Annotated in this window: 27 protein-coding genes, 3 tRNA genes and 2 pseudogenes; 20 read left to right on the forward strand and 12 right to left on the reverse strand. The window is 64.9% G+C overall.

The features are described 5' to 3' along the window. The first annotated feature begins 23 nt into the window (after positions 1 to 23). From fdhE to EYE42_RS01365, 5 genes and pseudogenes are all read left to right on the forward strand, one after another. Positions 24 to 938 carry a formate dehydrogenase accessory protein FdhE gene (fdhE, locus tag EYE42_RS01350; RefSeq protein WP_130989512.1) on the forward strand — a complete coding sequence of 305 codons (915 nt, stop codon included), beginning with the start codon at positions 24 to 26 and terminating at the stop codon, positions 936 to 938. Further along, positions 938 to 2,308, forward strand: coding sequence for an L-seryl-tRNA(Sec) selenium transferase (selA, locus tag EYE42_RS01355; RefSeq protein WP_130989513.1), 1,371 nt, complete (start codon positions 938 to 940; stop codon positions 2,306 to 2,308). The genes fdhE and selA overlap by 1 nt, the downstream gene beginning before the upstream one ends. After that, a pseudogene (gene selB / locus EYE42_RS01360) lies at positions 2,305 to 4,113 on the forward strand (selenocysteine-specific translation elongation factor); the annotation flags it as partial. The gene selA and the pseudogene selB, both read left to right, overlap by 4 nt. Before the next feature lie 96 nt (positions 4,114 to 4,209). Beyond that, positions 4,210 to 4,302 (forward strand) — tRNA-Sec (locus tag EYE42_RS15895). A gap of 20 nt (positions 4,303 to 4,322) precedes the next feature. Continuing rightward, on the forward strand, positions 4,323 to 4,703 hold the full coding sequence (locus tag EYE42_RS01365; RefSeq protein WP_130989515.1) for a hypothetical protein: 381 nt from the start codon (positions 4,323 to 4,325) through the stop codon (positions 4,701 to 4,703). Here the strand turns inward: EYE42_RS01365 and EYE42_RS01370 are convergent, their stop codons facing one another. Then, positions 4,704 to 5,096: a superantigen-like protein SSL4 gene (locus EYE42_RS01370; protein ID WP_130989516.1), complete on the reverse strand. Its 393-nt coding sequence runs from the start codon at positions 5,094 to 5,096 to the stop codon at positions 4,704 to 4,706. Positions 5,097 to 5,265: 169 nt separating this feature from the next. Between EYE42_RS01370 and tig the strand changes: the two genes are divergently transcribed. The 3 genes from tig to EYE42_RS01385 all read left to right on the forward strand — a co-directional run bounded on the left by tig (position 5,266) and on the right by EYE42_RS01385 (position 7,237). After that, on the forward strand, positions 5,266 to 6,600 hold the full coding sequence (gene tig, locus EYE42_RS01375) for a trigger factor (protein WP_130989517.1): 1,335 nt from the start codon (positions 5,266 to 5,268) through the stop codon (positions 6,598 to 6,600). 101 nt (positions 6,601 to 6,701) lie between these two features. Next, positions 6,702 to 7,121, forward strand: a complete 420-nt coding sequence (locus EYE42_RS01380) for a DUF1489 family protein (protein ID WP_130989825.1) — start codon at positions 6,702 to 6,704, stop codon at positions 7,119 to 7,121. A gap of 42 nt (positions 7,122 to 7,163) precedes the next feature. Continuing rightward, positions 7,164 to 7,237 (forward strand) — tRNA-Gly (locus EYE42_RS01385). Positions 7,238 to 7,266: 29 nt separating this feature from the next. Here EYE42_RS01385 and EYE42_RS15900 read toward each other — a convergent pair. The 3 genes from EYE42_RS15900 to EYE42_RS01395 form a co-directional block, all read right to left on the reverse strand. Continuing rightward, positions 7,267 to 7,425: a hypothetical protein gene (locus EYE42_RS15900; RefSeq protein WP_165455676.1), complete on the reverse strand. Its 159-nt coding sequence runs from the start codon at positions 7,423 to 7,425 to the stop codon at positions 7,267 to 7,269. A gap of 298 nt (positions 7,426 to 7,723) precedes the next feature. Further along, positions 7,724 to 8,467 carry a MipA/OmpV family protein gene (locus tag EYE42_RS01390; protein WP_165455677.1) on the reverse strand — a complete coding sequence of 248 codons (744 nt, stop codon included), beginning with the start codon at positions 8,465 to 8,467 and terminating at the stop codon, positions 7,724 to 7,726. Positions 8,468 to 8,595: 128 nt separating this feature from the next. Further along, entirely contained in the window at positions 8,596 to 10,455 is a 1,860-nt protein-coding gene (locus tag EYE42_RS01395; RefSeq protein ID WP_130989519.1) for an ABC-F family ATP-binding cassette domain-containing protein, read from the reverse strand. A 242-nt stretch (positions 10,456 to 10,697) separates the two neighbouring features. Between EYE42_RS01395 and EYE42_RS01400 the strand changes: the two are divergent. From EYE42_RS01400 to grxD, 4 genes and pseudogenes are all read left to right on the forward strand, one after another. Then, positions 10,698 to 10,844: pseudogene (locus tag EYE42_RS01400) on the forward strand (IS481 family transposase); the annotation flags it as partial. 363 nt (positions 10,845 to 11,207) lie between these two features. Next, positions 11,208 to 11,375 (forward strand): hypothetical protein, encoded by a 168-nt coding sequence (locus EYE42_RS15905; RefSeq protein WP_165455678.1) that lies wholly within the window; start codon positions 11,208 to 11,210, stop codon positions 11,373 to 11,375. A gap of 246 nt (positions 11,376 to 11,621) precedes the next feature. Continuing rightward, positions 11,622 to 11,864, forward strand: a complete 243-nt coding sequence (locus EYE42_RS01405; protein WP_130989520.1) for a BolA/IbaG family iron-sulfur metabolism protein — start codon at positions 11,622 to 11,624, stop codon at positions 11,862 to 11,864. Between the two features lie 35 nt (positions 11,865 to 11,899). Next, positions 11,900 to 12,262, forward strand: coding sequence for a Grx4 family monothiol glutaredoxin (grxD, locus tag EYE42_RS01410; RefSeq protein WP_130989521.1), 363 nt, complete (start codon positions 11,900 to 11,902; stop codon positions 12,260 to 12,262). 45 nt (positions 12,263 to 12,307) lie between these two features. On the opposite strand, the gene EYE42_RS01415 is transcribed toward grxD, so the two are convergent. From EYE42_RS01415 to EYE42_RS01425, 3 genes are all read right to left on the reverse strand, one after another. After that, positions 12,308 to 12,964, reverse strand: a complete 657-nt coding sequence (locus EYE42_RS01415; RefSeq protein WP_130989522.1) for a phage holin family protein — start codon at positions 12,962 to 12,964, stop codon at positions 12,308 to 12,310. Positions 12,965 to 12,974: 10 nt separating this feature from the next. Beyond that, positions 12,975 to 13,412, reverse strand: a complete 438-nt coding sequence (locus EYE42_RS01420) for an ElaB/YgaM/YqjD family protein (protein WP_130989523.1) — start codon at positions 13,410 to 13,412, stop codon at positions 12,975 to 12,977. Positions 13,413 to 13,515: 103 nt separating this feature from the next. Beyond that, positions 13,516 to 13,592 (reverse strand) — tRNA-His (locus EYE42_RS01425). Positions 13,593 to 13,694: 102 nt separating this feature from the next. Here EYE42_RS01425 and EYE42_RS01430 point away from each other — a divergent pair. After that, the gene (locus tag EYE42_RS01430; RefSeq protein WP_130989524.1) at positions 13,695 to 13,910 is read left to right on the forward strand and encodes a DUF6324 family protein; all 216 of its coding nucleotides are present in this window, start codon (positions 13,695 to 13,697) and stop codon (positions 13,908 to 13,910) included. On the opposite strand, the gene EYE42_RS01435 is transcribed toward EYE42_RS01430, so the two are convergent. From EYE42_RS01435 to EYE42_RS01455, 5 genes are all read right to left on the reverse strand, one after another. Further along, the gene (locus EYE42_RS01435; RefSeq protein WP_425466549.1) at positions 13,891 to 14,349 is read right to left on the reverse strand and encodes an MmcB family DNA repair protein; all 459 of its coding nucleotides are present in this window, start codon (positions 14,347 to 14,349) and stop codon (positions 13,891 to 13,893) included. The genes EYE42_RS01430 and EYE42_RS01435 overlap by 20 nt on opposite strands. Before the next feature lie 334 nt (positions 14,350 to 14,683). Next, entirely contained in the window at positions 14,684 to 15,583 is a 900-nt protein-coding gene (locus tag EYE42_RS01440) for a DUF481 domain-containing protein (RefSeq protein WP_130989526.1), read from the reverse strand. Between the two features lie 398 nt (positions 15,584 to 15,981). Then, positions 15,982 to 16,302, reverse strand: coding sequence for a hypothetical protein (locus tag EYE42_RS01445; protein WP_130989527.1), 321 nt, complete (start codon positions 16,300 to 16,302; stop codon positions 15,982 to 15,984). 57 nt (positions 16,303 to 16,359) lie between these two features. Beyond that, entirely contained in the window at positions 16,360 to 16,848 is a 489-nt protein-coding gene (gene nusB, locus EYE42_RS01450) for a transcription antitermination factor NusB (RefSeq protein WP_130989528.1), read from the reverse strand. Positions 16,849 to 16,901: 53 nt separating this feature from the next. After that, complete coding sequence (locus tag EYE42_RS01455; protein ID WP_130989529.1) at positions 16,902 to 17,507, reverse strand: riboflavin synthase; 606 nt, start codon at positions 17,505 to 17,507, stop codon at positions 16,902 to 16,904. A 128-nt stretch (positions 17,508 to 17,635) separates the two neighbouring features. On the opposite strand from EYE42_RS01455, the gene EYE42_RS01460 reads away from it, so the two are divergent. The 7 genes from EYE42_RS01460 to cysW all read left to right on the forward strand — a co-directional run bounded on the left by EYE42_RS01460 (position 17,636) and on the right by cysW (position 26,222). Beyond that, positions 17,636 to 18,973, forward strand: a complete 1,338-nt coding sequence (locus EYE42_RS01460; RefSeq protein WP_130989530.1) for a capsule biosynthesis protein — start codon at positions 17,636 to 17,638, stop codon at positions 18,971 to 18,973. Positions 18,974 to 19,130: 157 nt separating this feature from the next. Next, positions 19,131 to 20,207, forward strand: a complete 1,077-nt coding sequence (locus EYE42_RS01465) for a polysaccharide biosynthesis/export family protein (RefSeq protein ID WP_130989826.1) — start codon at positions 19,131 to 19,133, stop codon at positions 20,205 to 20,207. Between the two features lie 7 nt (positions 20,208 to 20,214). After that, the gene (locus EYE42_RS01470) at positions 20,215 to 22,215 is read left to right on the forward strand and encodes a capsular polysaccharide biosynthesis protein (RefSeq protein ID WP_246020542.1); all 2,001 of its coding nucleotides are present in this window, start codon (positions 20,215 to 20,217) and stop codon (positions 22,213 to 22,215) included. 227 nt (positions 22,216 to 22,442) lie between these two features. After that, positions 22,443 to 23,540 (forward strand): sulfate/molybdate ABC transporter ATP-binding protein, encoded by a 1,098-nt coding sequence (locus EYE42_RS01475; RefSeq protein ID WP_130989531.1) that lies wholly within the window; start codon positions 22,443 to 22,445, stop codon positions 23,538 to 23,540. Next, complete coding sequence (locus EYE42_RS01480; RefSeq protein WP_246020543.1) at positions 23,537 to 24,544, forward strand: sulfate ABC transporter substrate-binding protein; 1,008 nt, start codon at positions 23,537 to 23,539, stop codon at positions 24,542 to 24,544. The genes EYE42_RS01475 and EYE42_RS01480 overlap by 4 nt, the downstream gene beginning before the upstream one ends. After that, the gene (gene cysT, locus EYE42_RS01485) at positions 24,541 to 25,398 is read left to right on the forward strand and encodes a sulfate ABC transporter permease subunit CysT (RefSeq protein ID WP_130989532.1); all 858 of its coding nucleotides are present in this window, start codon (positions 24,541 to 24,543) and stop codon (positions 25,396 to 25,398) included. The genes EYE42_RS01480 and cysT overlap by 4 nt, the downstream gene beginning before the upstream one ends. Continuing rightward, a complete protein-coding gene (gene cysW, locus EYE42_RS01490) occupies positions 25,395 to 26,222 on the forward strand; it encodes a sulfate ABC transporter permease subunit CysW (RefSeq protein WP_130989533.1) in 828 nt (275 codons plus the stop codon). The genes cysT and cysW overlap by 4 nt, the downstream gene beginning before the upstream one ends. The last annotated feature ends 6 nt before the right edge of the window (positions 26,223 to 26,228 follow it).

A 26,228-nucleotide genomic window follows, 5' to 3' on the forward strand; every position in this document is an offset into this window, starting at 1 on the left:
GGCCGGTCCGGCCCGGAGACGCGATGAACACCACAATCCAACCCGACCCCTCGGTCATCGGCGGCGTCCCCAAGGCGCCGCTGGCTTTTCTGCCCGATCCCGCTGCCGTGCTGGACAAACGGGCCGGGCGTTTCGCCTGGCTGGCCGGCCATGGCGGCAATCTGGCCCCCTATCTGCGGTTTCTGGCCGACTTGACCGGCGTGCAGGCGCGGCTGGCTCGTGATCTGCCGGCCCTGCCGGCGCCGCCGCCGGATCGGATCGACCTTGCCCGGTCCAGCCGGATGCCCCCGATCGACCGTTCGGTCCTGGCTCACGACCCCGACATGCACGCGACGCTGGATCGGTTCCTTGCAGAGGTTGCGGGGATCGAGATGCCGGAACCGGCGCGCCTGGCCCTGTCGGCCGTGACGGCAGTGGGCATCGCCGACCGGCACTGGCTTTTGGAAAACATCCTGTCCGACACCATTCCCGATGACAGCGTGGCGCCGCATCTGTTCGTGGCGGCGGCCGTCCAACTGCATCTGGCGCGGCTGGCCGCCACGCTGGACGCGGGCAAGCTGGTGCGCATCAGAACCGGCACCTGCCCCGCCTGCGGAGGGCGTCCGGCGACCTCCTCGGTCATGGGCGCGGCGGGCATCGAAAGCACCCGATATGCCACCTGCGGCTGTTGCGCGACGCAATGGAACGAGGTTCGGGTGGTCTGCCTGTGCTGCGGATCGAATGCCGCCATCAGCTATCGCAGCGCCGAGACCGACGAGGCGACCGTCAAGGCCGAGGTCTGCGGCGACTGCAATTCCTGGGTCAAGATCCTGTATCAGGTCAAGAATGCCAGTCTGGACCCGATTGCCGACGACGTGGCCAGCCTGGGCTTGGACATGCTGATGAAGGACACCCCGTTCCGCCGCGGCGGATTCGATCCGTTCATCGCGGGATACTGATGGCGGGGTTCCGCGCCCTGCCCTCGGTCGATCAGGTGCTGCTGTCCGACATGGGCCGGTCGCTGATCGACAGCCACGGCCGCACGGCGGTCACGGCCGCCCTGCGGGCCCGGCTGAACGCCGCCCGCGCGGCCATCAGGGACGGCGCCGACGGAGATGTCGAGGCCGCGCGCCTGCCGCATCTGCTGGCCGCCGATCTGGCCGCCGCCGCGCAGACGCCCCTGCGACCGATGCTGAACCTGACGGGCACGGTGCTGCACACGAACCTGGGCCGGGCGATCCTTGCCGACGAGGCGATCCGGGCGGCATCCAACGCCATGGCCGCGCCGCTGGCCCTGGAATTCGACCTGGAAACCGGCGGGCGCGGGCAGCGCGACGATCATCTGCGCGGCCTGCTGTGCGAGTTGACCGGGGCCGAGGATGCCACCGTCGTCAACAACAACGCCGCCGCCGTGCTGATCGCGCTGAACACATTCGGCCAGGGACGGCAGGCGATCGTGTCGCGCGGCGAGTTGATCGAGATCGGCGGCGCCTTTCGGATGCCCGACATCATGGCCCGCGCCGGCGCCCATCTGGTCGAGGTCGGCACCACCAACCGCACCCATCCCCGCGACTATCAGGATGCGATCACGGCCGATACGGGGCTGATCCTCAAGGTCCATACCTCGAACTACCGGATCGAGGGGTTCACCGCCGAAGTCCCCGCCCCGCAGCTTGCGCAGATCGCGCAAAAGGCGGGCGTGGTGCTGCTGAACGACCTTGGTGCCGGGTCGCTGGTCGATCTGGCCGCTTGGGGGCTGCGCCGCGAACCCACCGTGGCCGAGGCGGTGGCCGAGGGCGCCGATCTTGTTACCTTTTCCGGCGACAAGCTGCTGGGCGGGCCTCAGGCGGGATTTGTCGTGGGTCGCCGCGACCTGATCGCCCGGATCAACAAGAACCCTCTGAAGCGCGCCCTGCGTCTGGACAAGATCCGTATCGCGGCACTGGAAGCCACGCTGCGGCTTTATCGCGACCCCGACCGGCTGGCCGAACGCCTGCCCACGCTGCGATACCTGTCGCGTCCGCAATCCGACATCGCCGTGCAGGCCGCGCGTCTGGCCCCGCCGGTGGCGGCGCTGCTGCCGGATCATGCCGTCGCCCCGACCGACTGCGCCAGCCAGATCGGATCGGGGTCGCTGCCCACCGATACCATTCCGTCCGCCGGCCTGCGGATCACGGGCGCGGGGAGCGATGCCCCCGACCGTCTGGCGGCCCGGTTGCGCGCCCTGCCCCGGCCCATCGTGGGACGCATCCGCGACGGCGCGATGATCCTGGATCTGCGCTGCCTGGATCGGGACGAGGATCTGCTCGAGGCGCTGTCCCCGTCATGATCGTCGGCACGGCGGGGCATATCGACCACGGCAAGACGGCCCTGGTCAAGGCGCTGACCGGCACCGATGCCGACCGCCTGGCCGAGGAAAAGGCCCGCGGCATCACCATCGACCTTGGCTTTGCCTATGCCGATCTGGGCGGAGGGTCCGTCACAGGCTTTGTCGATGTGCCGGGGCACGAACGGCTGATCCACACCATGCTGGCGGGCGCGGGCGGCATCGACATGGCGTTGCTGGTGGTGGCCGCAGACGATGGCGTGATGCCGCAGACGCGCGAGCACATGGCAATCCTTGATCTTTTGGGTATCGGGCGCGGCATCGTGGCGCTGACCAAGGCCGATCTGGCGGACGATGCCCGGCGCCAGGCAGTCGCCGCCGAAATCCGCGAAACGCTGGCAGACACCGTTTTGGCCGATGCGCCGATCCTGCCGGTGTCGTCCCTGACCGGCGAAGGCCTCGACGCCCTGCGCGCGGCGCTGATCGACGCCGAGACGCAGACCGTGGCCCGCCGTGCCGATGGCCCGATGCGGCTGGCGGTGGACCGCAGCTTTACCCTGTCGGGCGCGGGCACGGTGGTCACGGGCACGATGCTGACGGGGCGCGTGGCCCTGGGCGATCAGGTGGTCGTCAGTCCCACCGGCCTGCCCGCCCGGGTCCGTGCCATCCACGCCCAGAACCGCCCCGCGGCGGAGGGTGTTGCGGGTCAACGCTGCGCCCTGAACCTGGCCGGAGAGGCGATCAGCAAGGGCGCAATCCATCGCGGCCATGTCGTGCTGTCGCCTGCCCTGCACGCCCCCACCGACCGTATCGATGCCTGGTTGACGGTGCTGCCGGGCGAACCGAAACCCATCGGCACCTGGTTCCCCGCCCGCCTGCACAGCCACGCGGTCGAGGCAGGCGCCCGCATCGTTCCGCTGGCCGATCCGATCCGGCCCGGACGCGGCGGCCCGGTGCAGATCGTGCTGGACCGGCCCATTGCCGCCGCCGTACACGACCGCTTCATCCTGCGCGACGTGTCCGCCAGCCGCACCATTGGCGGCGGACGCTTTCTGGACCTGCGCCCCCCTGCCCGCAAGCGGCGCAGCCCGGAACGGCTGGCGCTGATCGGGGCCGCGCAGGCGGATGACCCCGCAAAGGCGCTTGCGGCGATGCTGACGGTGACAAGCGTGGACTTGCCGGGTTTCGCCCGCGACCGCAGCCTGTCAGTCCCGGCCATTGCCGCAACGGTCGCGGCCGCCGATGCCGTCACCATCGGCGATCTGGCGATCGGCCGCGATGCCCTGGCCCGTCTGCGCGACGGGCTGACCACCGCCTTGGCCCACTTCCACGAGGACAATCCCGACCTGCCCGGCATGGGCCGCGAGCGCCTGCGGCTGATGCTGCAACCGCGCATGCCGAAGGACGCCTTCCTGGCGTTTCTGCGTACCGAGGCCGATGCAGGCCGCGCGCTGCCGGATGGCGCCTTTGTCCGCCTGCCCGGTCACGAGGTCCGCCTGACGCCCGAGGACGAGGCCCTGTGGCAGCGCATTGGCCCCGCCCTTCTGGGTGAAATGCGCTTTCGCCCCCCCCGCGTGCGCGACCTTGCCACCGACTTCGGCATCGACGAACGCGACGTCCGCAGGGTGCTGAAGCTGACGCAAAGGCTGGGCCGCACCGACCAGATCGCCCACGACCATTTCTTTGCGCGCGCTGTGACGGCGGAAATGGTGGCGATCATCCACGATGTCGCGGCGCAGGCCGAGAATGGCTGGTTCACCGCCCCCGCCTTTCGCGACCGGGTGCAGAACGGCCGCAAGGTCGCCATCGAGATCCTGGACTTTTTCGACCGCCACGGCCTGACCTTGCGCCGGGGGGATTTACGGCGCATCAATCCTCATCGTGCCGACCTGTTCGGCGACCTTGGAAGGGAATCGTCCCCGGTGGGGCGGCCGGTCTTCAAAACCGGTTGGGGCAGCGAGCCTGTCCCGGGTGGGTTCGACTCCCATTCCCTTCCGCCGGAATCCCAGGGGCAGGAATGACCGACTTCGACGACTGGCTGCGGGCGACATTCGCGGAAACCGACGGCTTCACCGTGCTGATCGTGCTGGTCAGCATCGGCGAGGGTCGTGTGGACCTGCTGCGATCCGCCCATCTGCACGTGATCGGCGACGATATCCGCTGGCCGGACATGGCGGCCTATCTGGACGGCTCGGGCACGGCCTGGGATGCGGTTGTGCTGTTCCGCGCCGGGCGCGAGGGGCTGGTCGCTGACGACGTGGCGCGGGACCGGCTGGATCAGCTTGTCCGGGCGCTGAACGGCGACCGCACCCTCATCCGGGACGGCGAGTTCTTCAACCGCGACGGGCTGCGCCTGCGGCTGGACGATGCCGAGCCGCAGATCCCGATGTTCAACTGATCAGCAGCCGGGTTCCTGCATCGACACCGGCTCGGCCCGGCCTGCCAGGTCAAGGCCGCGCGCGGTTGGTGGCTGCCAGGTGGGCGAATCCGGCAGCGCGCCCTGGGCGTTGGTGCCCAGTTGCGACCCGCCAAGCCCCCCGGTCCAGCCGCTGGTGCCGGCATTGGCAGGATCGGTTCCCTCGGCCCCCGGCTGGGGCTGGGTGGCAGGCTGCGCCACCGTGTCGGGGGCCGGGCAGTCGCCTTCGCCCGATTGACCCTGCGCCTGGGTCTGGGCGGCACGGGGCTGGTCCGCCCCGGTGGCCGGGGCGGTCTGCGTCGTGGGTGCCATCTGGGCCAGAGCAGCTCCGGTGGTCAGAAGGCTGACGGCAAGGGCAAGGCGGAAACGGGTCATGGCATTGGCCTGTGACAAGGAAACGGGATGCAATCGAACGCGGCGGCGGCGGGCACAGTTCCGGCCCTGTCCCCCTAATCCGCTTGCAGTAGGCAGCCCCCCCGACTAGAAGGGCGGGAATTTTTCAGGCCGCCTCGCTTGCGGCGGCTCTTATGGCACGAGGACGATGATGCAGGTCAAGGAAACCCGGAACGACGGTCTCAAGCGGGGCTACCAGTTCACTCTGCCCGCAGCCGATCTGGCCGCGACGGTCGATGCGAAACTGAAGGAAGCCCAGCCCGAGGTCGAGATGAAGGGCTTTCGCAAGGGCAAGGTGCCCATGGCCATGCTGAAAAAACAGTTCGGCCCGCGCATCCTGGGCGACGCCATGCAGGACGCCATCGACGGCGCGCTGAAAAAGCACCTGGACGAATCCGGCGACCGCCCCGCGGCCCAGCCCAAGGTCGAGATGGAGAATGGCGACGGCTGGAAGGAAGGCGACGATGTGGTCGTCAATGTCTCGTACGAGGCCCTGCCCCCCATCCCCGAGGTGGACCTGTCCACGCTGACGCTGGAAAAGCTGACCGTTCCGGCCGAGGATGCCGCGATCACCGAGGCTCTGGAGAACCTGGCCAAATCCGCCCAGTCCTTCGAGGATCGCAAGAAGGGCAGCAAGGCCAAGGACGGCGACCAGGTCGTGATCGACTTCAAGGGCTTTGTCGATGGCGAGGCCTTCGAAGGCGGCGCCGGAGAGGATTATCCGCTGGTGCTGGGGTCCAACAGCTTCATTCCCGGGTTCGAGGATCAGTTGGTCGGCGCGAAGGATGGTGACGCCGTGACGGTGACCGTGACCTTTCCCGCCGAATACGGCGCCCCGCAACTGGCGGGCAAGGAAGCGACGTTTGAATGCACGGTCAAGGCCGTCAAGGCGCCCAAGATGGCCGAGATCGACGACGAACTGGCCAAGAAATTCGGCGCCGAGGATCTGGACGGCCTGAAAAAGCAGATCGCCGGCCGTTTGGAACAGGAATATGCCGGGGCCGCCCGCGCCGTGCTGAAGCGCGCGCTGCTGGACCAGTTGGACGAGCGGGTCCAGTTCGACCTGCCGGAATCGCTGGTCGAGGCCGAGGCGAACCAGATCGCACATCAGTTGTGGCACGAGGAAAACCCCAAGGTTCACGACCACAACCACGGCAGCATCGAGCCGACCGAGGAACACAGGAAGCTGGCCGAACGCCGCGTGCGCCTGGGACTGCTGCTGGCCGAGATCGGCCAAAAGGCCGAAGTGACCGTCACCGATCAGGAAATGACCCAGGCCGTACTGCGCGCCGCGCGCCAGTATCCGGGCCAGGAACGTGCCTTCTTTGAATTCGTGCAGCAGAACCAGGCCGTGCAGCAGCAGTTGCGCGCCCCGATCTTCGAGGACAAGGTCGTCGATCACATCGTCGAACAGGCCCAGGTGACGGAAAAGACCGTGACCAAGGAAGAGCTGGAAAAGGCCGTCGAGGCCCTGGACGAGCTGTAAGATTTCTTGCCCGCAAAACCCGAAGGCCGCGCCATCCCGCGCGGCCTTTTCGTTTGGCAGGCGATCTTGTGACCGGCGGGGGCGCCCCCTATCTTGCGGTCATGTCAGCACAACTCCACCTGATGAAGCTTTGCGTCGGCGCCGAGAGCCCCGAGGATCTGGCCCATTGGCAGCGCCGCTTTGGCGACGGCCATGCCGTCCATGTCACCCGCATGTGGCCCAAGCGTCAGGACGAACTGCTGACAGGCGGGTCGATCTTCTGGGTGTTCAAGGGCGTCATGCTGGCCCGCCAGGGGATCGTGCGGCTGGATGAACATGTCCGCGACGACGGCATCCGCCGCTGTGCCCTGATTCTGGATCGCGACCTGATCCCGGTCGTCGCCGTGCCGCGCCGTCCGTTCCAGGGCTGGCGCTATCTGGCGGCCAAGGACGCCCCCGCCGACATGCCGCGCGGCCGCCTGGGCGATGCCGCCCTGCCCCCGCAGATGGCCGCCGCTCTGGCCGAAATGGGGCTGGTCTGACCGCTTGACGCCGCCCGGGCCATCGTTTAGCCAAGACGCCACGCGGGTGTAGCTCAATGGTAGAGCAGCAGCTTCCCAAGCTGAATACGAGGGTTCGATTCCCTTCACCCGCTCCACGGTTTCCGGTGCTTTCGGCGGTCAGGCTCTATTCCCCTGCGCAGGGCCGACTTGTAAAGATTCGACTATCAGCACGGTGATCGAGATCGCGAAAAACGCCAGACGAGGTGTCGGCAATCATTTGACATGCTGCTTTCATGTGCTGCCGAAGCAGGTCTTTTGCCTGCTGCTTGCGCATCTCGGCCATCAGATCATCCGCTTCCGTTTTAACGATATTTTCTCTGCGTTCTTGCTATTCACTGCTTCAAGCCGCTTGATAGCCGCGTCAATATCCTCCTGAATTGAGGACCGTTGTCGCAATCATGCTGTCCAACCGATCTTTGTCCTGTCAAAGCGACGAGGCATCTTTGGCACAGCACCCTGTATCTGCTTTTTGGTCAGGCTTTCGTCATAGCCATTTTTCGCGCAGGCGCGATTCTTGATCCACTGCCGATGGCTTAGCAATAAAAGTCGCAGAAACCGCCGTACCGCCTGCCTCTGCCCGATCAGAACCCGAACGAGAACTTCCGCACGATCCCCAGACGCAGCGACGGCTGGTATTCGTCCTGGACCACCGGCGAATCCGCGGCGTCCCCGATCAGCTTGCCGTATTCGACCTCGCCCAGCAGGGCGGTGCTCTCGGTCAGGGCATAGCGTGCCTCGAAGGTGATTGCGGCCTTGTTGATGCCGCCGCCGATGTCATAGGCGGGGCGGCCGGGGGCAGACTCGGCCGGGTCCACGCCGAAATAGGCGTCGTTGTAATCGCCATTCCCATAGCCCAGGGCCAGGCCCGACCACAGCGACACGCGGTCCGACAGGTCGGTGCGATACTTGGCACCCACCTCTCCGGTCAGCCCTTCGTGACCGTCGAAACCGCGGCGCAGCGAGGCTGATGTCGTTACAGGCCCCATGCCATAGCTGACCCGGAACCCCAGTTCATAGGCGCGGTCCAGATCCTCCATCCCCGTCAGGTCGGGGTTGTCGGACGCCTTGCGTTCGCCCACCGTGCCAAAGGACGGCGAGATCGCAAACCCTTCGCTCTCGTTGGTTCCCGGCTGGCCGAAACCGGCATTGCGCCAGATCAGCCACGGCCCGGCCTCGGCATCGTCGGAACCGGGATAATCGGGGCCGATATCCACGCCGACCCCCAGATCGACCGAAAAGTCGCGGCCTGCGAAACCGAAATCCTGGGCGCGCGCACCTGTGGCAGCAGTTGCGGCAAGAACGGCAAGGGCCAGCGTGATCTTCATGGTCGATCCTTGCAAATGGGGGGGTCGGCGGGATTGCCCCCTTGCTAGGGGCGAATCGCGGCCCGGCACAAGCGGCGACACAGCAACCCGGCGTGATCGGCGGGCTCTGCGGCGCATTTGCGCAACAGCTAGGCCCGCTGTGCACCCCGTTCCGCCCCGTCCAGGCTTTCCAGCGCGGCCATCCACAGATCCTCGGCCCGCGCCATGGCCTGCACCGCCTCGGCCCGCTTGGCGGACCAGCGTTTCGCCTCGTGCGGGTCGTTATACAGCGCGGGATCGGCCAGCTTCACGTCCAGCTTGCCCAGCATCTCGGTCAGCTTCTGCACGCGTTCCTCGGCCCGGCGAACCTCGGCGCGCAGGGCCAGAACCTCGTCGCGGGGGGCGCGTTTCGGGGCCGTTTTCGGGGTTTCGTCCACCCGCTTCGGCTCGTCTCCGCCCAACAGAAAGCGGCGGTAATCGTCCAGATCGCCGTCATAGGGGGCCACCGCGCCGTCACGCACCAGCCACAGCCGGTCGGCCACCAGACCCAGCAGGTGCATGTCGTGGGAAACCAGAACCACCGCGCCGGTATAGTCGTTGAGCGCCTCGGTCAGCGCCTCGCGCGATTCGATGTCCAGGTGGTTGGTCGGCTCGTCCAGGATCAGCAGATGCGGCGCGTCGATAGTGGCGATCAGCAGCGACAGCCGCGCCTTCTGCCCGCCCGACAGTTGCCCGACCTTCGTTTCCGCCTGCGCCTCCATCAGCCCGAAGCCGGCCAGACGGGCGCGCTGTTTGGCCTGCCCCTCGTTCGGGCGCAGGCTGCGGATGTGGTCCAGCGGCGTTTCGTCCAGATGCAGTTCGTCCACCTGATGCTGCGCAAAGTATCCGATGCGCAGTTTCGACGACCGGCTCAGCTTGCCCTCCATCGGCGGCAAGCGTTCGGCCAGCAGCTTGGACAGCGTCGATTTGCCCTGCCCGTTGCGGCCCAGCAGCGCGATGCGGTCGTCCTGGTCGATGCGCAGCGCCAGCTTGCGCAACACCGCGCGCCCGTCATAGCCGACGCTGACCCCCTCCATGGCGACGATGGGGGGCGACAGTTCCTCGGGCTGGGGAAAGCCGAAGCGGAACAGTTTCGCTTCCTCGGGCGCGGTGATCGGCTCCATTTTCGCCAGCATCTTGACACGGGCCTGGGCCTGGCGGGCCTTGCTGGCCTTGGCGCCGAAACGGTCCACGAAGCCTTGCAGGTGGTCGCGCCGGGCCTGCTGCTTCTTCGCCTCGGCGGCCTGCAAGGCGCGGCGTTCGGCGCGCATCCGGGCGAAATCGTCGTATCCGCCGGTGTACAGCGTCAGCTTGCGCGCCTCGAGGTGCAGGATATGGCCCACGGCGCGGTTCAGCAGGTCGCGGTCGTGGCTGATGATGATGACCGTATGCGGATAGCGCGCCAGATAGGTTTCCAGCCACAGCGCGCCTTCCAGATCCAGATAGTTGGTCGGCTCGTCCAGCAGCAGCAGGTCGGGCTGCGCGAACAGCACCCCCGCCAGAGCCACGCGCATTCGCCAGCCGCCCGAGAAATCGGCGGTCGGCCGCACCTGATCGGCGGTGGAAAAGCCCAGGCCGTCCAGGATGGATGCCGCCCGCGCCTCGGCCGACCAGGCGTCGATGTCGGTCAGGCGGGTCTGGATTTCGGCGATGCGATGCGCGTCGGTGGCGGTATGGCTTTCCGCCAGCAGGGCCGCACGTTCCGTGTCGGCGGCCAGCACGGTGTCCAGGACCGAGGTCGCGGTCGCCGCCGATTCCTGCGCGACCCCGCCGATGCGGGCGCGGTTGGGCAGGGTAATGTCGCCCCCGTCAAGGGCCAGTTCGCCCCGGATCAGCCGGAACAGCGTGGTCTTGCCCGCGCCGTTGGGACCGACCAGTCCGACCTTGTGGCCTTCGGGAATGGTCGCGGTCGCGCCCTCGAACAAGGGGCGGCCCTGGATGGAATAGGAGATGTCGTCGATGCGCAGCATGGGCGGGGGATGGCCGATGCCGGGGCGCGCGTCAAGCGGCCTTGGCGCCTCCGGCCGCCATCGCGTCAGTTGGCGGGGGGCGGTGTCCCGCGACTGCCGGAGCCGCACCCTCGACAGACTGGGGCACGGTGTTGTTGGCTTACACCGCCGCCTCGGATGCCGTCTCGGACATGTCGGGCCCCGATAGCATCATCAAGGCGACAAGGATAAGAAAGATCGAGCACAGGCTCACCACGATCAACCATCTCGCCGACATCCTCGCGACCTACAACTTCGCCCGAAGGCTCAAGATCCTCACCCCCTACTAATACATCTGCCAGCTCTGGACTTCAGAGTCCGACAGATTCATCGTCAATCCGATCCACCAGATGCCGGGACTAAACAGTTAGGCACTTATATTTAAGGAGGAAATTTCATAATTTATAAAAACTCTTCATTATATAATCCGGTTGTTATTTACTTTATGAAAATAGGCCGTCTGGAACGAAATTTTTGAATGGTGGTTTTGATGGAGAGAGAACATGAAAGCGATATGGGCAACGACGATTACCGCAAGGCGCAAAGACATTCACCGGCAAACACAGCAAGAAGGGTACGTTGGTTGTAAAGAGGCGAAGTCAGCGATTCCCGCTTCAACCACAAACGCTTGGGCGTCCTCTGAAGCGCGGGAACGACCCGATATTTTCCTGGAACTTTTGCGGTCGGCGATGGCTTTACCATAAGCTAAAAACCAAACACAGAAAGGACGTAAAATGAAGGTATTCACAGCAGGTGTTCTGGGCCTGGCCTTGTTCGGGATCGCTGCTTGCGGCAATTCCGCCACCGAACGCGCCGCCACTGGCGGTCTGGGCGGAGCCGTGGTCGCGGGTCCTGCCGGCGCGATTGTTGGCGGCACGGTCGGCGCGGCGACGGCCGAATAATCTCAGCGTCATCGCAGCTTGGTAGCCGGTTCAGTCCGGCTTCCGGCTGCTCAAATGTTTTAAGTCTGGTCACAGAGCCAAGGCAGCAAAAACCAGCCCATGGGGTTTGCCAGTTTCATTCAAGTATTTTTCGCGGTGTCTGCTCCATAGCGTCCAGGTGCCCTGCCCTTGATCCATGTCTTGCCGGCCTTGCGGGTTGCGGGTCGTTTGCCTACATCTTGGCAAAGAGCCCGAAGGACATCCCATATGCCCATGGAAGCCCATGACATCGAACATATGATCCGCGCTGCGTTCCCCCACGCGCAGATCACCATAACTGACCTGGCCGGCGACGGGAATCACTATGCCGCCGAGGTGATCGACGAAAGCTTTCGCGGCCAGAACCGGGTGCAGCAGCAGCGGGCCGTTTACGCGGCCTTGAAAGACAGCATGGCGGGCAAGGCGGGCGCTCTGCACGCCTTGGCGCTGACCACCAAGGCTCCGGACTAGGCCCTGCCCCCCCTCAAGCAGACAGGATAACAAAAATGACCGAAGTGACCGATACCATCCAAGGCCTCGTCGATGGGGCAGACGTAGTTCTGTTCATGAAGGGCTCGAAGGAAATGCCCCAGTGCGGCTTTTCCAGCCGTGTGGCCGGGGTTCTGAATTATATGGGTATTGATTTCAAGGATATCAATGTATTGGCCGATGACGCCATTCGTCAGGGCATCAAGGACTTTTCAGACTGGCCAACGATTCCGCAGCTTTACATCAAGGGAGAGTTTGTCGGCGGTTGCGATATCATCACGGAAATGACGCTGTCTGGCGAACTGGATCAGTTGCTGGATCAGAAAGGAATTTCCTATGACAAGGCCGCTGCTGACAAGATCCGCGAAGCCAATGCCTGACAAACAATCTTAAAGAAAAGGGCCGCATCAAGCGGCCCTTTTCTTTTACAGGATGTCGTCCTGATAATCGTCGTAATCAGGGTCCCCGCCCCTGAGTTTGGCGGCCAGGGTCACACCGATCGCAAAAGCTCCCAGCAGCTTGGCCACGCTTGCGGCATTGCTGTTGCTTGCCCGCGACAGGGTATGCGTCGCATCCTCGACCTTTGATCTGGCCATCTGGAGGTTGGAGGCCGTCAGCCCTGTGGATTGGGCTACATTGCGCACCGCCCCGTAAACACGTCGTTCGGTGTCATCCGCAAGCTTGTTGGCCTTGTAGGCGGCATCGTCCATCAGGGACGCGACCTTGTTTCCGGCCATGTCCATGAGACGGGCGGCCTCGGCTCGTGCCCTGTCGGCTGCGGCCTCGGCGGCCAGGCTGGCTCTTGCCTCGATCTCTTTTCGAAGATCCTCTTTGGTCGGCATGGAATGCTTGGCCTTCTTGGACATTGCCAGCAAGACGAAGGCGATGACCACGAACAGCACGCCTATGGCAAGCGACGCAAGGGCCGGTCCCCAGTCAAGGTTGTTGGCAAGAAACGACCAAAGGGCGGCAAGCAGGAATCCGAAAGCGATGGCGAGAACGATCCCCGCCACCAGCTTCATTACCGACCGGCGCGCCGTGTCTTTGAGCGCGAGTTGCAGACGCTGCGCGTAGTCGAACATCGTTCATACCTCAGCGGCGGGCCAGAATAAGGCCGATCAGAAAACCAACGCCCGCTGCGATCCCAAGGGCCTGAGCCGGATTGCGGCGCACCATTTCGGATACTTCGTCGTAACGCTCTTCTGCGTAATGGGTCAATTCCGACGCCCGCTGCTGACCTTGATGATACAGCCGCTCGGCCTCCATCTTGGCGCGGCCGGCATATTCTCCGCCTACTTCGCGTGCGCGCTCCACATAGTCATGGGCGGTCTCTTTGGCCGCCTGCACCGCATCGGCACCACGGTCCTTGAGATCCTTGAGCCCCTGGTTGTCCGACAGCTTGTCGGCGGTGTCGCGCACGTTGTCACCGATCTTCTTTGCGCCCTGCTGCAGGTCGTTCTTGGCCTGCTGACCGGCTTGGTTGACGTCTTTCTTGAAGTCGTCGGCGGTAGGGTTGTTCGAATGAGCCATGGTTTATGTCCTCCGGTGTGATTGTCACCATCAGGGGTTAAACCCCCCGAAAACAGCGCGGTTCCGCGAACCTGACGGAATAATTTCAATCGATGCTTGGGGATGGTACCGCCTCCCCGGCTCGAACGGGGGACCTCTAGATCCACAATCTAGCGCTCTAACCGGCTGAGCTAAGGCGGCACGGATGCGTTCTGTAACGCCGGTCAGGGTCCGTTGCAAGCCTGTCTTGAACCGAAAACGGCCCCGGGCTACAGAAAGCGATCACAGCACGGGGCAATCGCCATGGGTATCAACAGCCAGAGTACCATTGCGGCCAATCTGCAGGTCGGCCCGACCGACCAGGGCATGGTGCGCATCTATCTGGAGGCCGACGGGATCGACCTTCCCTTGGATTTCGATCCCGAGGAAGCGACCGAGATTGCCGAGGAACTGCTTGCCGCAGCCGAGGCCGCGCGGCAAATGGCAGAGGGCGGAAAGCCTAGAAAACCCCGGCGCTGACGGCGCCCGGATCGGTCAGGCCGTGCAGCCGCAAGGCTGACACGCGGGCAAAATCCCGCATGATCCTGGATCTTCGTGCTGCCGGCAGCCGGGTTTCCGGAGACATTCTCCGAATGTCCGCGCCATAGGCGTCGGCACGGATCAGGCCCGTATCAGCGGGCAGGAGATCGACGGGAAAGTCGCAATCGACCGCCCAGAAATAGCGGTCGCACCATTCCAGATAGCCCTGCCATTTTCGGTCGCCCATAAAGTCGGCACGGCAGCTCTTGCATTCCACGATCCAGAATTCCCCCTTGGGCCCCATGCTGATCAGATCGACCCGCAGGCCGCGGCTGGGAACGAATTCGGGCAGAACGACATGATCCATGCTGCGCAGCATCCGGGCCACTCCACGGGCAAGCCGCTGTCCAGGCATCAGGGGGAGAGGATGTTCCGGCATGTCCATGCCCTCGTCTATAGAACGAAGAGGAAACATGCTCAACCCGCTTGAACCGGAACGCGGGCCGGACTATCTGGCATGGTGGCGGGTTTCTGCTCTTCTCGCGTGCGGCCATTTTTCCACTGGCCTATAACTTTTCCGAGGGGGCTGGCTCTGGCGTGACCTTGGTCTCGTTACCCGGCGCCCACCTGGTAATCCAGGCTTTCGGGAAATCTTGCGCTGCCGCGGTTGCTGCGGTTCCCGCCACCCGATACCCCTGCCCCGACAATGCGGGCTTCCGATAAAAAAAGGGCGGTCTTTCGACCGCCCTTTTCCCATCCTGTCATTTCCGGGATCAGAACCCGTAAACGATTGCAACGCCCAGCGTGTTGTCGGTGCGGATCTCGCGGTCCGACTGATACTCGGTCAGGTAGCTGACGCGGGTCGCCAGTTGTTCGGACATGCGGAAGTTCACGCCGAATTCGTTGGTCGCGACATCATTGGCATCCGAGGTCAGATAGTCGGTATCGTTGGTGATGAACACCATGTCGTTGAAGCGGTGATACAGACGCGACGACACGATGTAACCGGTTTCCGTATCCGATTCATCGTCGATATACTGTTGACCGGTCTGGGTATAGCGAACACCGACACCGGCCTGGACGCGCCAGGTGGTCGTGTCGCTGTTGATGACCCGATAACCGGGACCGAAGCCCAGGAAGCCATCGCGACGCAGGTCGGTCAGTTCCTCGGACACGTCGTCGCCGGCATAATCGGCTTCGCCATCGACCAGGCTGTCGATCTCGAACCGGCCCAGGGCAAAGGCATAGAACTGATCGTTGAAGTAGTACTGCGCGTCATAGATCGCGCTGACTTCTTCCTGATCCTTGTCGCCGTTCTCGTTTTCGCCGAACTCGATGGCCAGGCCGACGCTTTGGGCAAACGGGGCCTGATTATAGGCCACGCGACCGGCGATCGCCAAATCTTGCGCGTCGGAGTTGCCGGTCGAACCGCTGTATTGCAGCGACATCGAGCCGAACAGCCCCTGACGACGGTCCGCAGGGCCGAACCGGTCGGAATCCGCCGAACGGTCGAAATCGTCGGTCACATCGTCTTCGATATCGGTAATGCGGTCATCGATTGCCGAAACACCGGTTGCATCGGCGCCGGGGGCGATTTCGGTCTGCGCAAAGGCCGGAGCGGAAAGGGCGGTCAACAGCGCAGCGGTGCCGGTCAGCAGCGTCACTTTTTTCATTTTTGTCCTCACAAGCTGAGTTGTTGTTGTTCTGGGGCCGTGTCGGACACCAGAGCATCTCTGCTGAACATGAATTAGGAAGCGGGCCGATGGGTTCAAACGTCCGGCGCGATCCTTGCCACCAGTCTGATACATGCCGCACGTGTGACAATTGCACGGTGCGCAGAAAGTCGCCGAAACATGATCGTGACAGCAGATAAGGAATCAATGATGCCGTTGAAGCAACATCATGATTGTTAACAATTAAAAGCCAGGAAAAGACTTATGCCTGCTGCTTCCTGAATCGCAAAAGTGAAATTCTTTCGTGATTGCATAAAAATTATGCAGCCCGTCTGGGACACGAAAGACTCCTTGTTGTTGCACAAAAGTCACTTGTCGAGACTTCTTTGGCACCGTTCTCAAATCCTTCGGGTAGGTGGGGGCGCTTCTGCCGCGACAGTCAGGGCCGCAGGATGCAATGTCCCTGCCAGCCCTCCTCCTTCTTCCGGTGGTGAGGGTGTATGGGCTTGTCCCATGATCCTGATGGCAAACTGTACCCCGCCGAAAAGAAGGGTGTTGAAGGCGACCAGCATCAAAACAGCCAGACCGCCCGCCTCGTCTGTCAGGACCAAGTGACGAAGATGCGCAACATCCAGGGCAAGCAGCGCCGCGACAAAGCATCCAGCCAGGACCGCGCCTGCCACTGCACTGCGGATATATTCCCGGATCATGGTCGGCATGGCGCCCCTCCTTGCAGGACACCATACGGTATCCGGGCCGGAAATGCATAAGATTCGTCAGAAGGCGTCGGGCCTTGTTTCACGCGCGACATGATCAAGAACGGCATTCACGAATTTCGGCTCGCGGCCCCCGGGATAAAACGCCTCGGCCAAGCGAACATATTCAACGATCACGACCCTTGGGGGGGTTTGCAGGCCGACCAGTTCGGACCCGGCCGCGCGGAACAGGGCGCGCAGCACCGGATCGATCCGGTTGATCGGCCATTTGGCGACCAGACCCCTGTCGGTCGCCTGATCGATACGCGACTGCCAGTTCACGGCCCCATCGACGATCTGGGCAAACAGGGTCTCGTCTGCGGGCACGAACGCCCCGTCTTCGTCTTCGGCACCCAGACGGTGGTTCTCGAACTCGCGCAGGACGCGGTCGGCAGACTGGCCCGCGGCCTCCATTTGATACAACGCTTGGATGGCATAGAACCGCGCGCCGCTGCTCAGCGCCCGCCGGTCGGCCTGCTTGTCACCGGGCTTGTCGTTGTTCGCATTCATGAGATCGGACCCCGCGCAAAGACCGGCTGCAATGGACCGAAAGAAGGCGGGCGTCAAGTCCCGTGCGGCCGGGTTTCGGCCAGGCGCGCGACATAGCGGGCCAGGGTATCGATTTCCAGGTTCACCCGGTCGCCTGCGGCAACGTCCCCCCAGGTCGTGACGTGCCGGGTATGCGGGATCAGGTTGATCCCAAACCAATTTCCATCAACCTCGTTCACCGTCAACGAGGTGCCGTTCAGGGCGACCGAACCCTTTGGAGCGATAAAGCGCGTCAGCGCCGAAGGCGCCTCGAATGTCAGGCGCAGGCTGTCCCCGTCGTTCTGGACGCCCACCACCCGCGCCACGCCATCGACATGGCCGCTGACGATATGGCCGCCCAGTTCGTCGCCCACCCGTAACGCCCGTTCCAAGTTCAGCCGTTTGCCCAAGGGCCAGCCCTGAGCGCCGATATTCGTCTTGGACAGGGTTTCGGCCGAGATATCGACCGCGAAACAATCCGCGCCCTTGTCCACGACCGTCAGACAGACGCCATCGCAGGCGATCGAGGCGCCGATATCGACCGACCCCATGTCATAGCCGCAGCCGATCCGGGCATGCATGTCGCCGCGCAGTTCGACCGACCGCACGGTGCCGATATCGGTGATGATGCCTGTAAACACAGCGTCTCCTTTTTTCAGCCGCTGTTCTAGACCACAGCTTGCCTGCACTCAAGGATATCCGGCTTAAGGGGTTGTTAACGCTATCGTGCTTTGTTGCCCTGACGTGCATGGCCTGGTGCGGAACGCGGATGTTTCACAAGACGATCGACTTTCCCCTCTGCCCCCCGAACGGCCTTCCCGGTCGGCGGGTCTTTTTGCTGCTGCAAGGGCCTCATGGTCCGTTCTTCGACCGGCTGGGACAGATGCTGCGGGCGTCAGGGGCTCAGGTCTGGCGATGCGCCTTCAATGCCGGGGACGAATTCTTCTGGTCCGACAAGGCGCATCTGCTGCGATACACCGGCAGCAGCGGGGAATGGCCCGCACATCTGGCACGGATCATTGCCGAACGGGGGGTGACCGACATCGTGCTTTACGGCGATGTTCGCCCGATCCATGCCGCCGCGCGATCGGCCGCCGATACGCACGGGCTGCGCCTCCACGTATTCGAGGAAGGGTATCTGCGCCCCTACTGGATCACCTACGAACGGGGCGGCTCGAACGGGCATTCCGCGCTTCTGGACATCCCCGTGGGTGAAATGCGCGCCGTCCTGCGCGACAGCATGATCGAGGTTCGCAGACCGCCCGCCCACTGGGGCGACATGCGCCAGCACAAGTTCTATGGGGCTTTTTATCATTTCCTGCTGCTTGTGGCGAATGCGCGCTATCGTCGGTTTGTCAGTCACCGCACCCTGTCGGTCTGGCAGGAATTCTGGCTGAATTTCTGCCGTCTCGTACTCATGCCCCTTCATTGGGTCATCCGGTCCTGCCAGTGGCGGCGTTTTCGGCTTTCGGGCAGACCCTATGTTCTGGTGCCGATGCAGCTTGAACATGACTCGAGCCTTCAGGGTCATTCGCCCTATACCCGGAACCGGCAGTTCGTCGAGGAAGTGATCGCAGAATTCGCGCGCGCGGCGCCGGCCCATCACCACCTGCTGTTCAAGGCCCACCCGCTTGAGGATGGGCGCGCTCGCAACCGCCAGTCGATCAGGGCAGCCGCCGCGCGTCACGGCCTGTCCGACAGGGTCCATTATCTTCGGGGTGGCAGGCTGGCGGCGATGCTGGATCACGCCCGCGCGGTCATCACGGTGAATTCCACCGCCGCGCAGCAGGCGCTGTGGCGCGGGCTGCCGGTCAAGGCCTTGGGCCGTGCGGTCTACAACAAGCCGGGACTGGTGTCGGACCAGTCGCTTGCCGATTTCTGCCGCGATCCGCAGCATCCGGATCTGGCCGCCTGCCGCGTCTTTCGCGCCTATCTTCTGCAAACCAGCCAGGTGCCGGGGGGATTTTATTCGCGACGCTCGCGCGCTCATGCGCTGCGGCTTGTCGCGGACCTGATCCTGGCTGCCGACGACCCCTATCAGGCCTTGGCTCGCGGGCGCGTTCCGCGCCGTCATCAGATCAGCGGAGATCTGGAACGCGCTGCATGAAGATATGGCGTCCTGCCGCGTCAGCCGCTAGATTGCGCCGCAACCGGGCGGCAAGTCCGGGCTGACGAACAGGAGTTTTCAGACGGTGACAGTGAAGCCCTTCCCTGCCCATTCCGCGGCGGGACAGATTTTGCGGCTTGTGGCCATTGCGGCCGTCATGCTTGCGGCGGCCTGCAGCCTGCCCCGCTCTGGCCCCAGCAAGAACGAGATTTATTCGGGTGCCGTCGAAAAGGGCGGAAACACACATGTCCTTTATGTGAACGAACATGTCGCGCGCGCCACGAATTTCACCCCGGCCTACGGATTTTCCGGCAGCTTCCTGCAGGCAGGTCCGGTCGGTGCCGATGAAATCCGCGCGGGCGACGTGCTGGGATTGTCGATCTGGGAAAACGTCGATGACGGCCTGCTGACCTCTCTGGGAACCAGTTCGACGGCGTTGCAGGAAATCCAGGTGGACAGCAGCGGCTATATCTTCGTGCCTTATGCGGGACGCGTCCGGGCCGCAGGCACGACCCCCGATCAACTGCGCCAGATCATCACCGACCGGCTGGCGACCCAGACGCCCGACCCGCAGGTGACGGTGGCCCGCGTCGCGGGGGACGGCGCAACCGTGTCGGTCATGGGCAAGGTCACGGCGCAGGGCGTCTATCCGATCGAACGCCCGACACGGACCCTGTCATCGATGCTGGCCCGCGCGGGCGGGGTGTCGATCGAGCCGGAAATCGCCGTCGTCACGGTCAAGCGCGGCAACGATACCGGCAAGGTCTGGCTGACCGATCTTTACATGAATGCCAGCAACGACATCGCCCTGCGTCCCGGCGACGTGATCTTGGTCGAGGAGGATCAGCGCAGCTTCACCGCCCTGGGCGCCCTTGGCGGCCAGACCCGCGTTCCCCTGGGCAACGAGATGATCAACGCGGTCGAGGCGGTGGCGATGGTGGGCGGCCTCAGCTCCAATCTGGCCGATCCGACCGGCGTCTTCGTCCTGCGCGACGAACCCGAGGCGGTCGCCTCGCGGGTGCTGGGCAAGACGGTGTACGGGACTCAGCGCATGGCCTATGTTCTGGACCTGACCCGGCCGAACGGGCTGTTTCTGGCCCGCGATTTTCTGATCCGCGACGAGGATACGGTTTATGTGACCGAGGCCCCCTATGTCCAATGGCAGAAACGGCTGACCGCCCTGACCGGGCCGATCAATTCGGCCAACACGGTGTCGGCCATCGCCGCGCGCTGACCCGATCGTGGCCGACGCACCCGATGCCGCTGGCCATCGCCAGCGGCTTCATGCCTACAGCCTCGGGTTCTGGCGCGCCCCGCGCATCCGCCGCATCCTCGCCCTTGCAGGATGGGACGTCTGCGCGGGCCTGCCCGGGCCGGGGGGGCGGGTCGGCATCTGGGGTGCAAGCCCCACGGCATGGCGGGGTCGGGCCGTGGCGGATCGCACCGGCGCCGCCATCGTCACCGTCGAGGATGCCTTTCTGAGGTCGGTGCTGCCGGGCCGGGCCAGGGGCCGGATCGCACGGCGCGGCCCCATCGGCCTGCTGATCGACCCATGGGGCCTGCATTTCGACCCGGCCCGGCCTTCGATGATCGAGAGACTGATCCGGGACGAAGCCACCGCGGGGCACCAGGGTCGTGCCCGGCAAGGTATCGCACGGCTGCGCGCCCTGCACCTGTCGAAATACAGCGGTCATCCTCCCGACCTAGTTCCGCCCGATCCCGGCTACGTTCTTGTGATCGACCAGACGCGCGGCGATGCATCGCTGATGGGGGCCGGGCGCAACCGCTTTCTGGCCATGCTGGCCGCCGCGCGGGCCGAACATCCCGGCCGCCGGATCGTGCTGCGCAGTCATCCGGAAACGCGCCAAGGGCTGCGTCCCGGCCATCTGTGCGCCGCCGACCTGCGCATGGACGAGGTGCTGTGCGACACCGACGTTTCGCCCTGGACGATGCTGGAAAACGCCCATGCGGTCTATGCCGTCAGCTCTCAGATGGGATACGAAGCCATTCTGGCAGGGCACCGGCCCCGCCTGTTCGGACAGCCCTTTTATGCCGGATGGGGCCTGTCGCTGGACGAATACCCCCTGCCCCACGGGCGCCGCGGTCCCGCCCCGGCAGATGCCCTGTTTGCCGCCAGCCATCTGATCGCGCCCGTCTGGTACGATCCCTGCCGCGACCGGCTCACCGATTTCGAGGGCGCCGTCGATCAGATCGAGGCCGAGGTCAAGGCGTTCCGCCAGGATCGCGACGGGCATCTGGCCTATGGAATGCGGCTGTGGAAACGGCGCACTCTGGTTCGCGCCTTTGGCGAGGGCAAGGGCGTGCGGTTCACGGATCGCCCCGGCCCGGGCGTTACCCTGGCCTGGGCGAACCGGGCGGAACAGGCCCCTCGGGCGATCCGGGTCGAGGATGGTTTCCTGCGGTCGCGCGGCCTGGGTGCCGAACTGACGCCGCCCCTGTCGCTGGTGGCGGACGACCTGGGCATCTACTACGATCCCACCCGCGAAAGCCGGTTGGAGCGTCTGATTTCCGCCGGACCCCCGCCGGGCGGACGCGAACGGGCCGCGCGCCTGATGGCGGCCATCACGGCGGCGGGGCTGAGCAAATACAATCTTCCTGCGCGTGCCCATGGGACCGCACTGCAAGGACGCAGACGCATCCTGGTTCCCGGCCAGGTGGCGGATGACGCCTCGGTCATGCTGGGGGCGGGGACCGAAAGGACCAGCCTGGACCTGCTGGTCCGGGTGCGGCGCGACAACCCGGATGCCTGGATCATCTTCAAGCCCCATCCCGATGTCGAGGCAGGCTTGCGTCCGGGGGCGGTTCCCGCCCATAGCCTGCAGGGCCTTGCCGACGATATTGCGGTCCGGGCCGATCCCGTGGCCCTTCTGTCGCAGGTAGACGAGGTCTGGACGATCAGCTCGACCCTGGGATTCGAGGCGATGCTGCGCGGCATTCCCGTGACCGTCCTGGGGGCGCCGTTTTATGCCGGCTGGGGACTGACGCGCGACATGGGGCCGATCCCGGCCCGGCGCCGGGCGCGGCCCGACCTTCCCGCGCTGGTTCATGCCTGCCTGATCGCCTATCCCCGCTATGTCGATCCGCTGTCGGGCCTGCCCTGCCCGGTCGAGGTCGCGATCGACCGCCTGCGCGATGGCCGCAGCCCGACCTCTCCTGCCCTGCGGTTGCTGTCCAAGATGCAGGGGGCCTTGGCCGGCCATGCCTGGCTGTGGCGACGGTGAGGCCACCCGCCAGGACATTCGGGCCGCAAAAAAGAATGAAATCGGCGGCCGGGTTGCGCACCCGGACGGATGGTCGCAAGCGACGGCTGTCTCAGGACGGATGCCTTTGGCCCCAGGGGATGCCGTGGAAAAACGTCCCGGCCATTGCCGGCTGGGGGCGACCCTGCCTTTCTTGGCAAGCATCGGGGCCGTCGTTAACTGGCAGTCGGAAACCGAAAGGCTGCCTCATGTCGCTTGTCATTTCGCATCTTGCCCGGCGCTTTGGGCCCACCCCGGTCCTGAGGGGGATCGACCTTGCCGTCGAACAACGCGAACTGATCGCCCTTCTGGGGCCTTCGGGATCGGGCAAGACGACCTTGCTGCGCATCATCGCGGGGCTGGACTGGCCCGATGCGGGCGGCCTGTCCTTTGACGGGGACGACTGGCTGGCACGGTCCGCGGGCGAACGCCGCATCGGTCTGGTGTTTCAGCACTATGCGCTGTTTCCGCACATGACGGTGCGCGACAACATCGCCTTTGGCCTCAGCGTGCGGCCGCGCGGCAACCGCCCGGACAGGGCCGGGATCGCCGACCGGGTGGGCCGGCTGTTGCGCTTTCTTCAGATCGAGGGTCTGGCCGACCGCTATCCCGCCGAACTCTCGGGGGGGCAGCGGCAGCGGGTGGCCCTGGGTCGCGCCATGGCGATCGAACCGCGGGTTCTGCTCTTGGACGAACCCTTCGGCGCCCTCGATGCCCAGGTCCGGCGCGATCTGCGCCGCTGGCTGCGGGGCGTGCATGACAGTACCGGCACCACGACGATCTTCGTGACCCACGACCAGGAGGAGGCCTTTGAACTGGCCGATCGCGTGGTGGTGATGAACGCAGGCATGATCGAGCAGGCGGGCCGCCCGGACGAGATTTACGATCATCCGGCGACGCCCTTCGTGGCGCGTTTTCTGGGCCTGACGGTCGAGGTTCCGGTTGCGATGCGCGCCGGACGGGCCGAGGCGGCGGGCCTTGACCTGACCGCCCTGCCCCGCCGGGCCATTCCGGACGGACCGGCGACGCTGTTCCTGCGCCCTGCCGATATCCAGCCGCTGCCCGATCCAGCCGCCCCCTTTCGGGTGACCGAAATCGTCTCGACCGGCGCGCTGCTGCGGATCATGGCCCGCGACGATGCAGGATGCCGGATCGAGGCAGAAATCCCGCGCCGCGACGGCCGCGACCTGCGCGAGGGCCAGCCTGTCGCCCTGCGCCCCGTGACAGGACAGATCTTTCCCGCCGGCGGCACCCTTGCAGCCCGCGCGCCCGCGACCCCCGTGACCTTGAAGGAGGCCTTTGCGTGAAACCCCGTTTGACCACCGCCCTTGCCGCCACCCTTGCCCTCGGGCTGGGCCTGTCCTCGCCTGCGGCGGCGCAGGATGCGATCCTGAACGTGTCCTATGACATCGCGCGAGAGCTTTTCGCCGAACTGAACCCCGTCTTTGCCCAGAAATGGCAGGCCGACACCGGGCGCAGCGTGACCATCGACCAGTCCCATGCCGGGTCGTCGAAACAGGCTCGCGCCATTCTGGAAGGTCTGCCGGCCGATGTCGTGACGTTCAACCAGGTCACCGATATCGACGTTCTGGCCGAGGGCGGGATGGTGGACGAGAACTGGCGCGAGGCTTTTCCGAATGGCGCCTCGCCCTATTACTCGCTGCCGGCGTTTCTGGTGCGCGAGGGCAATCCCAAGAACATCGACGACTGGGACGACCTGGCACAGGATGGCGTGCAGGTGATCTTTCCCAATCCCAAGACCAGCGGCAATGCGCGCTATACCTATCTGGCGGCCTATGCCTATGCCCTGGACAAGAACAACGGCGACCAGGCCGCCGCGCAGGCTTTCGTCAAGTCCATCTTTGACAACGTGCCGGTCTTCGACCAAGGCGGACGCGCGGCCACCGCGACATTCGCCGAACGCGGCATCGGCGACGTGCTGATCACCTTCGAGGCCGAAACCGGCGGCATCGCCCGGCAATATGCCGATGCCGATCTGGAACGAGTGACCCCGTCCATGTCGATCCTGGCCGAATTTCCCGTGGCAATCGTGACAGAAAATGCCGAGAGCAAGGGCACGGCCGAGGTCGCCAAGGCCTATCTGGATTTCCTGTATTCGCCCGAAGCGCAGCGCATTCTAGCGCAGAACTTCAACCGTGTCCCGGACGAGGCGATCACGGCCGAGTTTGCCGGGAATTTCCCCGAGGTCCGTCTGGTCACGGTCGAGGAGGTGTTCGGCGGCTGGGACAAGGTGCAGGAGGAACATTTCGCCGAGGGCGGCATCCTCGATTCCGTGTTCGTCAACCAATGAGCGTGGCGGCGGTCGCGACAATCCCGGCCGGGCGCCGGAAACGCGTCCTGCCCGGTTTCGGGCTGACCCTGGGCGTGACCCTGACCTATGTCGGGATCATCGTTCTTCTGCCCGTGATCGCCCTGGCGCTGAAGGGGGCCGAGATCGGGCCAGCCCGGTTCTGGGACATCGTGTCCGCCCCCCGCACCCTGGCCGCCCTGCGGCTGACGATCCTGGCCGCGGCGCTGGCGACGGTGTTCAATGCGGCTTATGGCCTGCTGATGGCCTGGGTTCTGGTCCGCTATCGCTTTCCGGGCCGGCGGCTGCTGGATGCGATGGTGGACATTCCCTTTGCGCTGCCCACTGCGGTGGCGGGACTGGCGCTGACGGCCCTGTTTTCCCAGAACGGCTGGTACGGGCAGGTTCTGGCGCCCGCCGGGATCTCGGTCGTTTATACCATCTGGGGGGTGGCGGTCGCGATGTCCTTTACGTCGATCCCCTTCGTGATCCGCACGGTGCAGCCCATTCTCGAGGATCTGGACCGCGGACAGGAAGAGGCCGCCCTGACCCTGGGGGCGTCGCCATTCCAGGTTTTCACCCGTGTGATCTTTCCGGCCATCCTGCCCGCCTACCTCGTCGGTATCACCATCGCCTTTGCACGGTCGCTGGGCGAATTTGGGGCGGTCATCTTCATCGCCGGCAACCTGCCCATGAAGACCGAGATCGCTTCGCTTCTGGCTGTGATCCGGCTCGAGGAATACGACTATAACGGCGCCGCTGCCATTGCGCTGACGCTGGTCGCCATCGCCATGGTGCTGCTGGTCGCGTCGAACTGGATGCAGGCCCGCCTGACCCGGCGGAGGGTTCCGGCATGAACGCCATGACTTCCGGATCGGCCCGACCGGGCCGTCACGTCCCACTCCTGCTGATCGCCCTGGCGATCACCCTGACCGCAGTCGTCGTGGCGGTGCCGCTGGTCTATATCCTGTGGCGCGCCCTGTCCGAGGGGTTCGCGGTCTTTGCCCAGAACATCCTGGCGCCCGACACGCTGCACGCGATCTGGCTGACCACGCTGGTCGCCGTCATCACCCTGCCGGTGAACCTGGCAGTGGGCATCGCGGCGGCCTGGCTGATTGCCCGGTTTACCTTTCCGGGACGCAAGGCGTTGCTGACGCTGATCGAACTGCCCTTCTCGATCTCGCCCATCATCGCGGGGGTCTGCTATCTGCTGCTGTATGGGCGGCAGGGGCTGCTGGGGCCGGCGCTGGCAGAGGCCGATGTGACGGTGCTGTTCGCCCTGCCGGGCATCGTCATGGTCACGCTGTTCGTGACCAGTCCCTTTGTCACGCGCGAGGTGCTGCCGCTGATGCAGGCCCAGGGGTCGGAACAGGAACAGGCGGCCCTGACGCTGGGTGCGACCGGCTGGCAGGTGTTCCGCCGGGTCACGCTGCCCAATATCCGCTGGGCGTTGCTGTATGGCGCGGTGCTGGCGACGGCGCGAGCGGTGGGCGAATTCGGCGCGGTGTCGGTGGTGTCGGGCGCCATCCGGGGCCAGACCAACACCCTGCCCCTGCAGGTCGAACTGCTGTTCAACGACCTGAACACCGTGGGCGCCTTTGCGGCGGCCTCGACCCTGACGGTGATCGCCCTGATCGTGTTGGTGGTGAAAACCTTGGTCGAGGGGCGCGCCCGGACCTGACCATCC

This window comes from Paracoccus subflavus (assembly GCF_004310345.1).
Classification (GTDB): domain Bacteria; phylum Pseudomonadota; class Alphaproteobacteria; order Rhodobacterales; family Rhodobacteraceae; genus Paracoccus; species Paracoccus subflavus.

Coding starts and splice junctions, on each gene's coding strand:
- fdhE (WP_130989512.1), top strand. CDS start 24: ATGAACACCACAATCCAACCCGACCCCTCGGTCATCGGCGGCGTCCCC.
- selA (WP_130989513.1), top strand. CDS start 938: ATGGCGGGGTTCCGCGCCCTGCCCTCGGTCGATCAGGTGCTGCTGTCC.
- EYE42_RS01365 (WP_130989515.1), top strand. CDS start 4,323: ATGACCGACTTCGACGACTGGCTGCGGGCGACATTCGCGGAAACCGAC.
- EYE42_RS01370 (WP_130989516.1), bottom strand. CDS start 5,096: ATGACCCGTTTCCGCCTTGCCCTTGCCGTCAGCCTTCTGACCACCGGA.
- tig (WP_130989517.1), top strand. CDS start 5,266: ATGCAGGTCAAGGAAACCCGGAACGACGGTCTCAAGCGGGGCTACCAG.
- EYE42_RS01380 (WP_130989825.1), top strand. CDS start 6,702: ATGTCAGCACAACTCCACCTGATGAAGCTTTGCGTCGGCGCCGAGAGC.
- EYE42_RS15900 (WP_165455676.1), bottom strand. CDS start 7,425: ATGGCCGAGATGCGCAAGCAGCAGGCAAAAGACCTGCTTCGGCAGCAC.
- EYE42_RS01390 (WP_165455677.1), bottom strand. CDS start 8,467: ATGAAGATCACGCTGGCCCTTGCCGTTCTTGCCGCAACTGCTGCCACA.
- EYE42_RS01395 (WP_130989519.1), bottom strand. CDS start 10,455: ATGCTGCGCATCGACGACATCTCCTATTCCATCCAGGGCCGCCCCTTG.
- EYE42_RS15905 (WP_165455678.1), top strand. CDS start 11,208: ATGAAGGTATTCACAGCAGGTGTTCTGGGCCTGGCCTTGTTCGGGATC.
- EYE42_RS01405 (WP_130989520.1), top strand. CDS start 11,622: ATGCCCATGGAAGCCCATGACATCGAACATATGATCCGCGCTGCGTTC.
- grxD (WP_130989521.1), top strand. CDS start 11,900: ATGACCGAAGTGACCGATACCATCCAAGGCCTCGTCGATGGGGCAGAC.
- EYE42_RS01415 (WP_130989522.1), bottom strand. CDS start 12,964: ATGTTCGACTACGCGCAGCGTCTGCAACTCGCGCTCAAAGACACGGCG.
- EYE42_RS01420 (WP_130989523.1), bottom strand. CDS start 13,412: ATGGCTCATTCGAACAACCCTACCGCCGACGACTTCAAGAAAGACGTC.
- EYE42_RS01430 (WP_130989524.1), top strand. CDS start 13,695: ATGGGTATCAACAGCCAGAGTACCATTGCGGCCAATCTGCAGGTCGGC.
- EYE42_RS01435 (WP_425466549.1), bottom strand. CDS start 14,349: ATGCCGGAACATCCTCTCCCCCTGATGCCTGGACAGCGGCTTGCCCGT.
- EYE42_RS01440 (WP_130989526.1), bottom strand. CDS start 15,583: ATGAAAAAAGTGACGCTGCTGACCGGCACCGCTGCGCTGTTGACCGCC.
- EYE42_RS01445 (WP_130989527.1), bottom strand. CDS start 16,302: ATGCCGACCATGATCCGGGAATATATCCGCAGTGCAGTGGCAGGCGCG.
- nusB (WP_130989528.1), bottom strand. CDS start 16,848: ATGAATGCGAACAACGACAAGCCCGGTGACAAGCAGGCCGACCGGCGG.
- EYE42_RS01460 (WP_130989530.1), top strand. CDS start 17,636: ATGTTTCACAAGACGATCGACTTTCCCCTCTGCCCCCCGAACGGCCTT.
- EYE42_RS01465 (WP_130989826.1), top strand. CDS start 19,131: ATGCTTGCGGCGGCCTGCAGCCTGCCCCGCTCTGGCCCCAGCAAGAAC.
- EYE42_RS01475 (WP_130989531.1), top strand. CDS start 22,443: ATGTCGCTTGTCATTTCGCATCTTGCCCGGCGCTTTGGGCCCACCCCG.
- cysT (WP_130989532.1), top strand. CDS start 24,541: ATGAGCGTGGCGGCGGTCGCGACAATCCCGGCCGGGCGCCGGAAACGC.
- cysW (WP_130989533.1), top strand. CDS start 25,395: ATGAACGCCATGACTTCCGGATCGGCCCGACCGGGCCGTCACGTCCCA.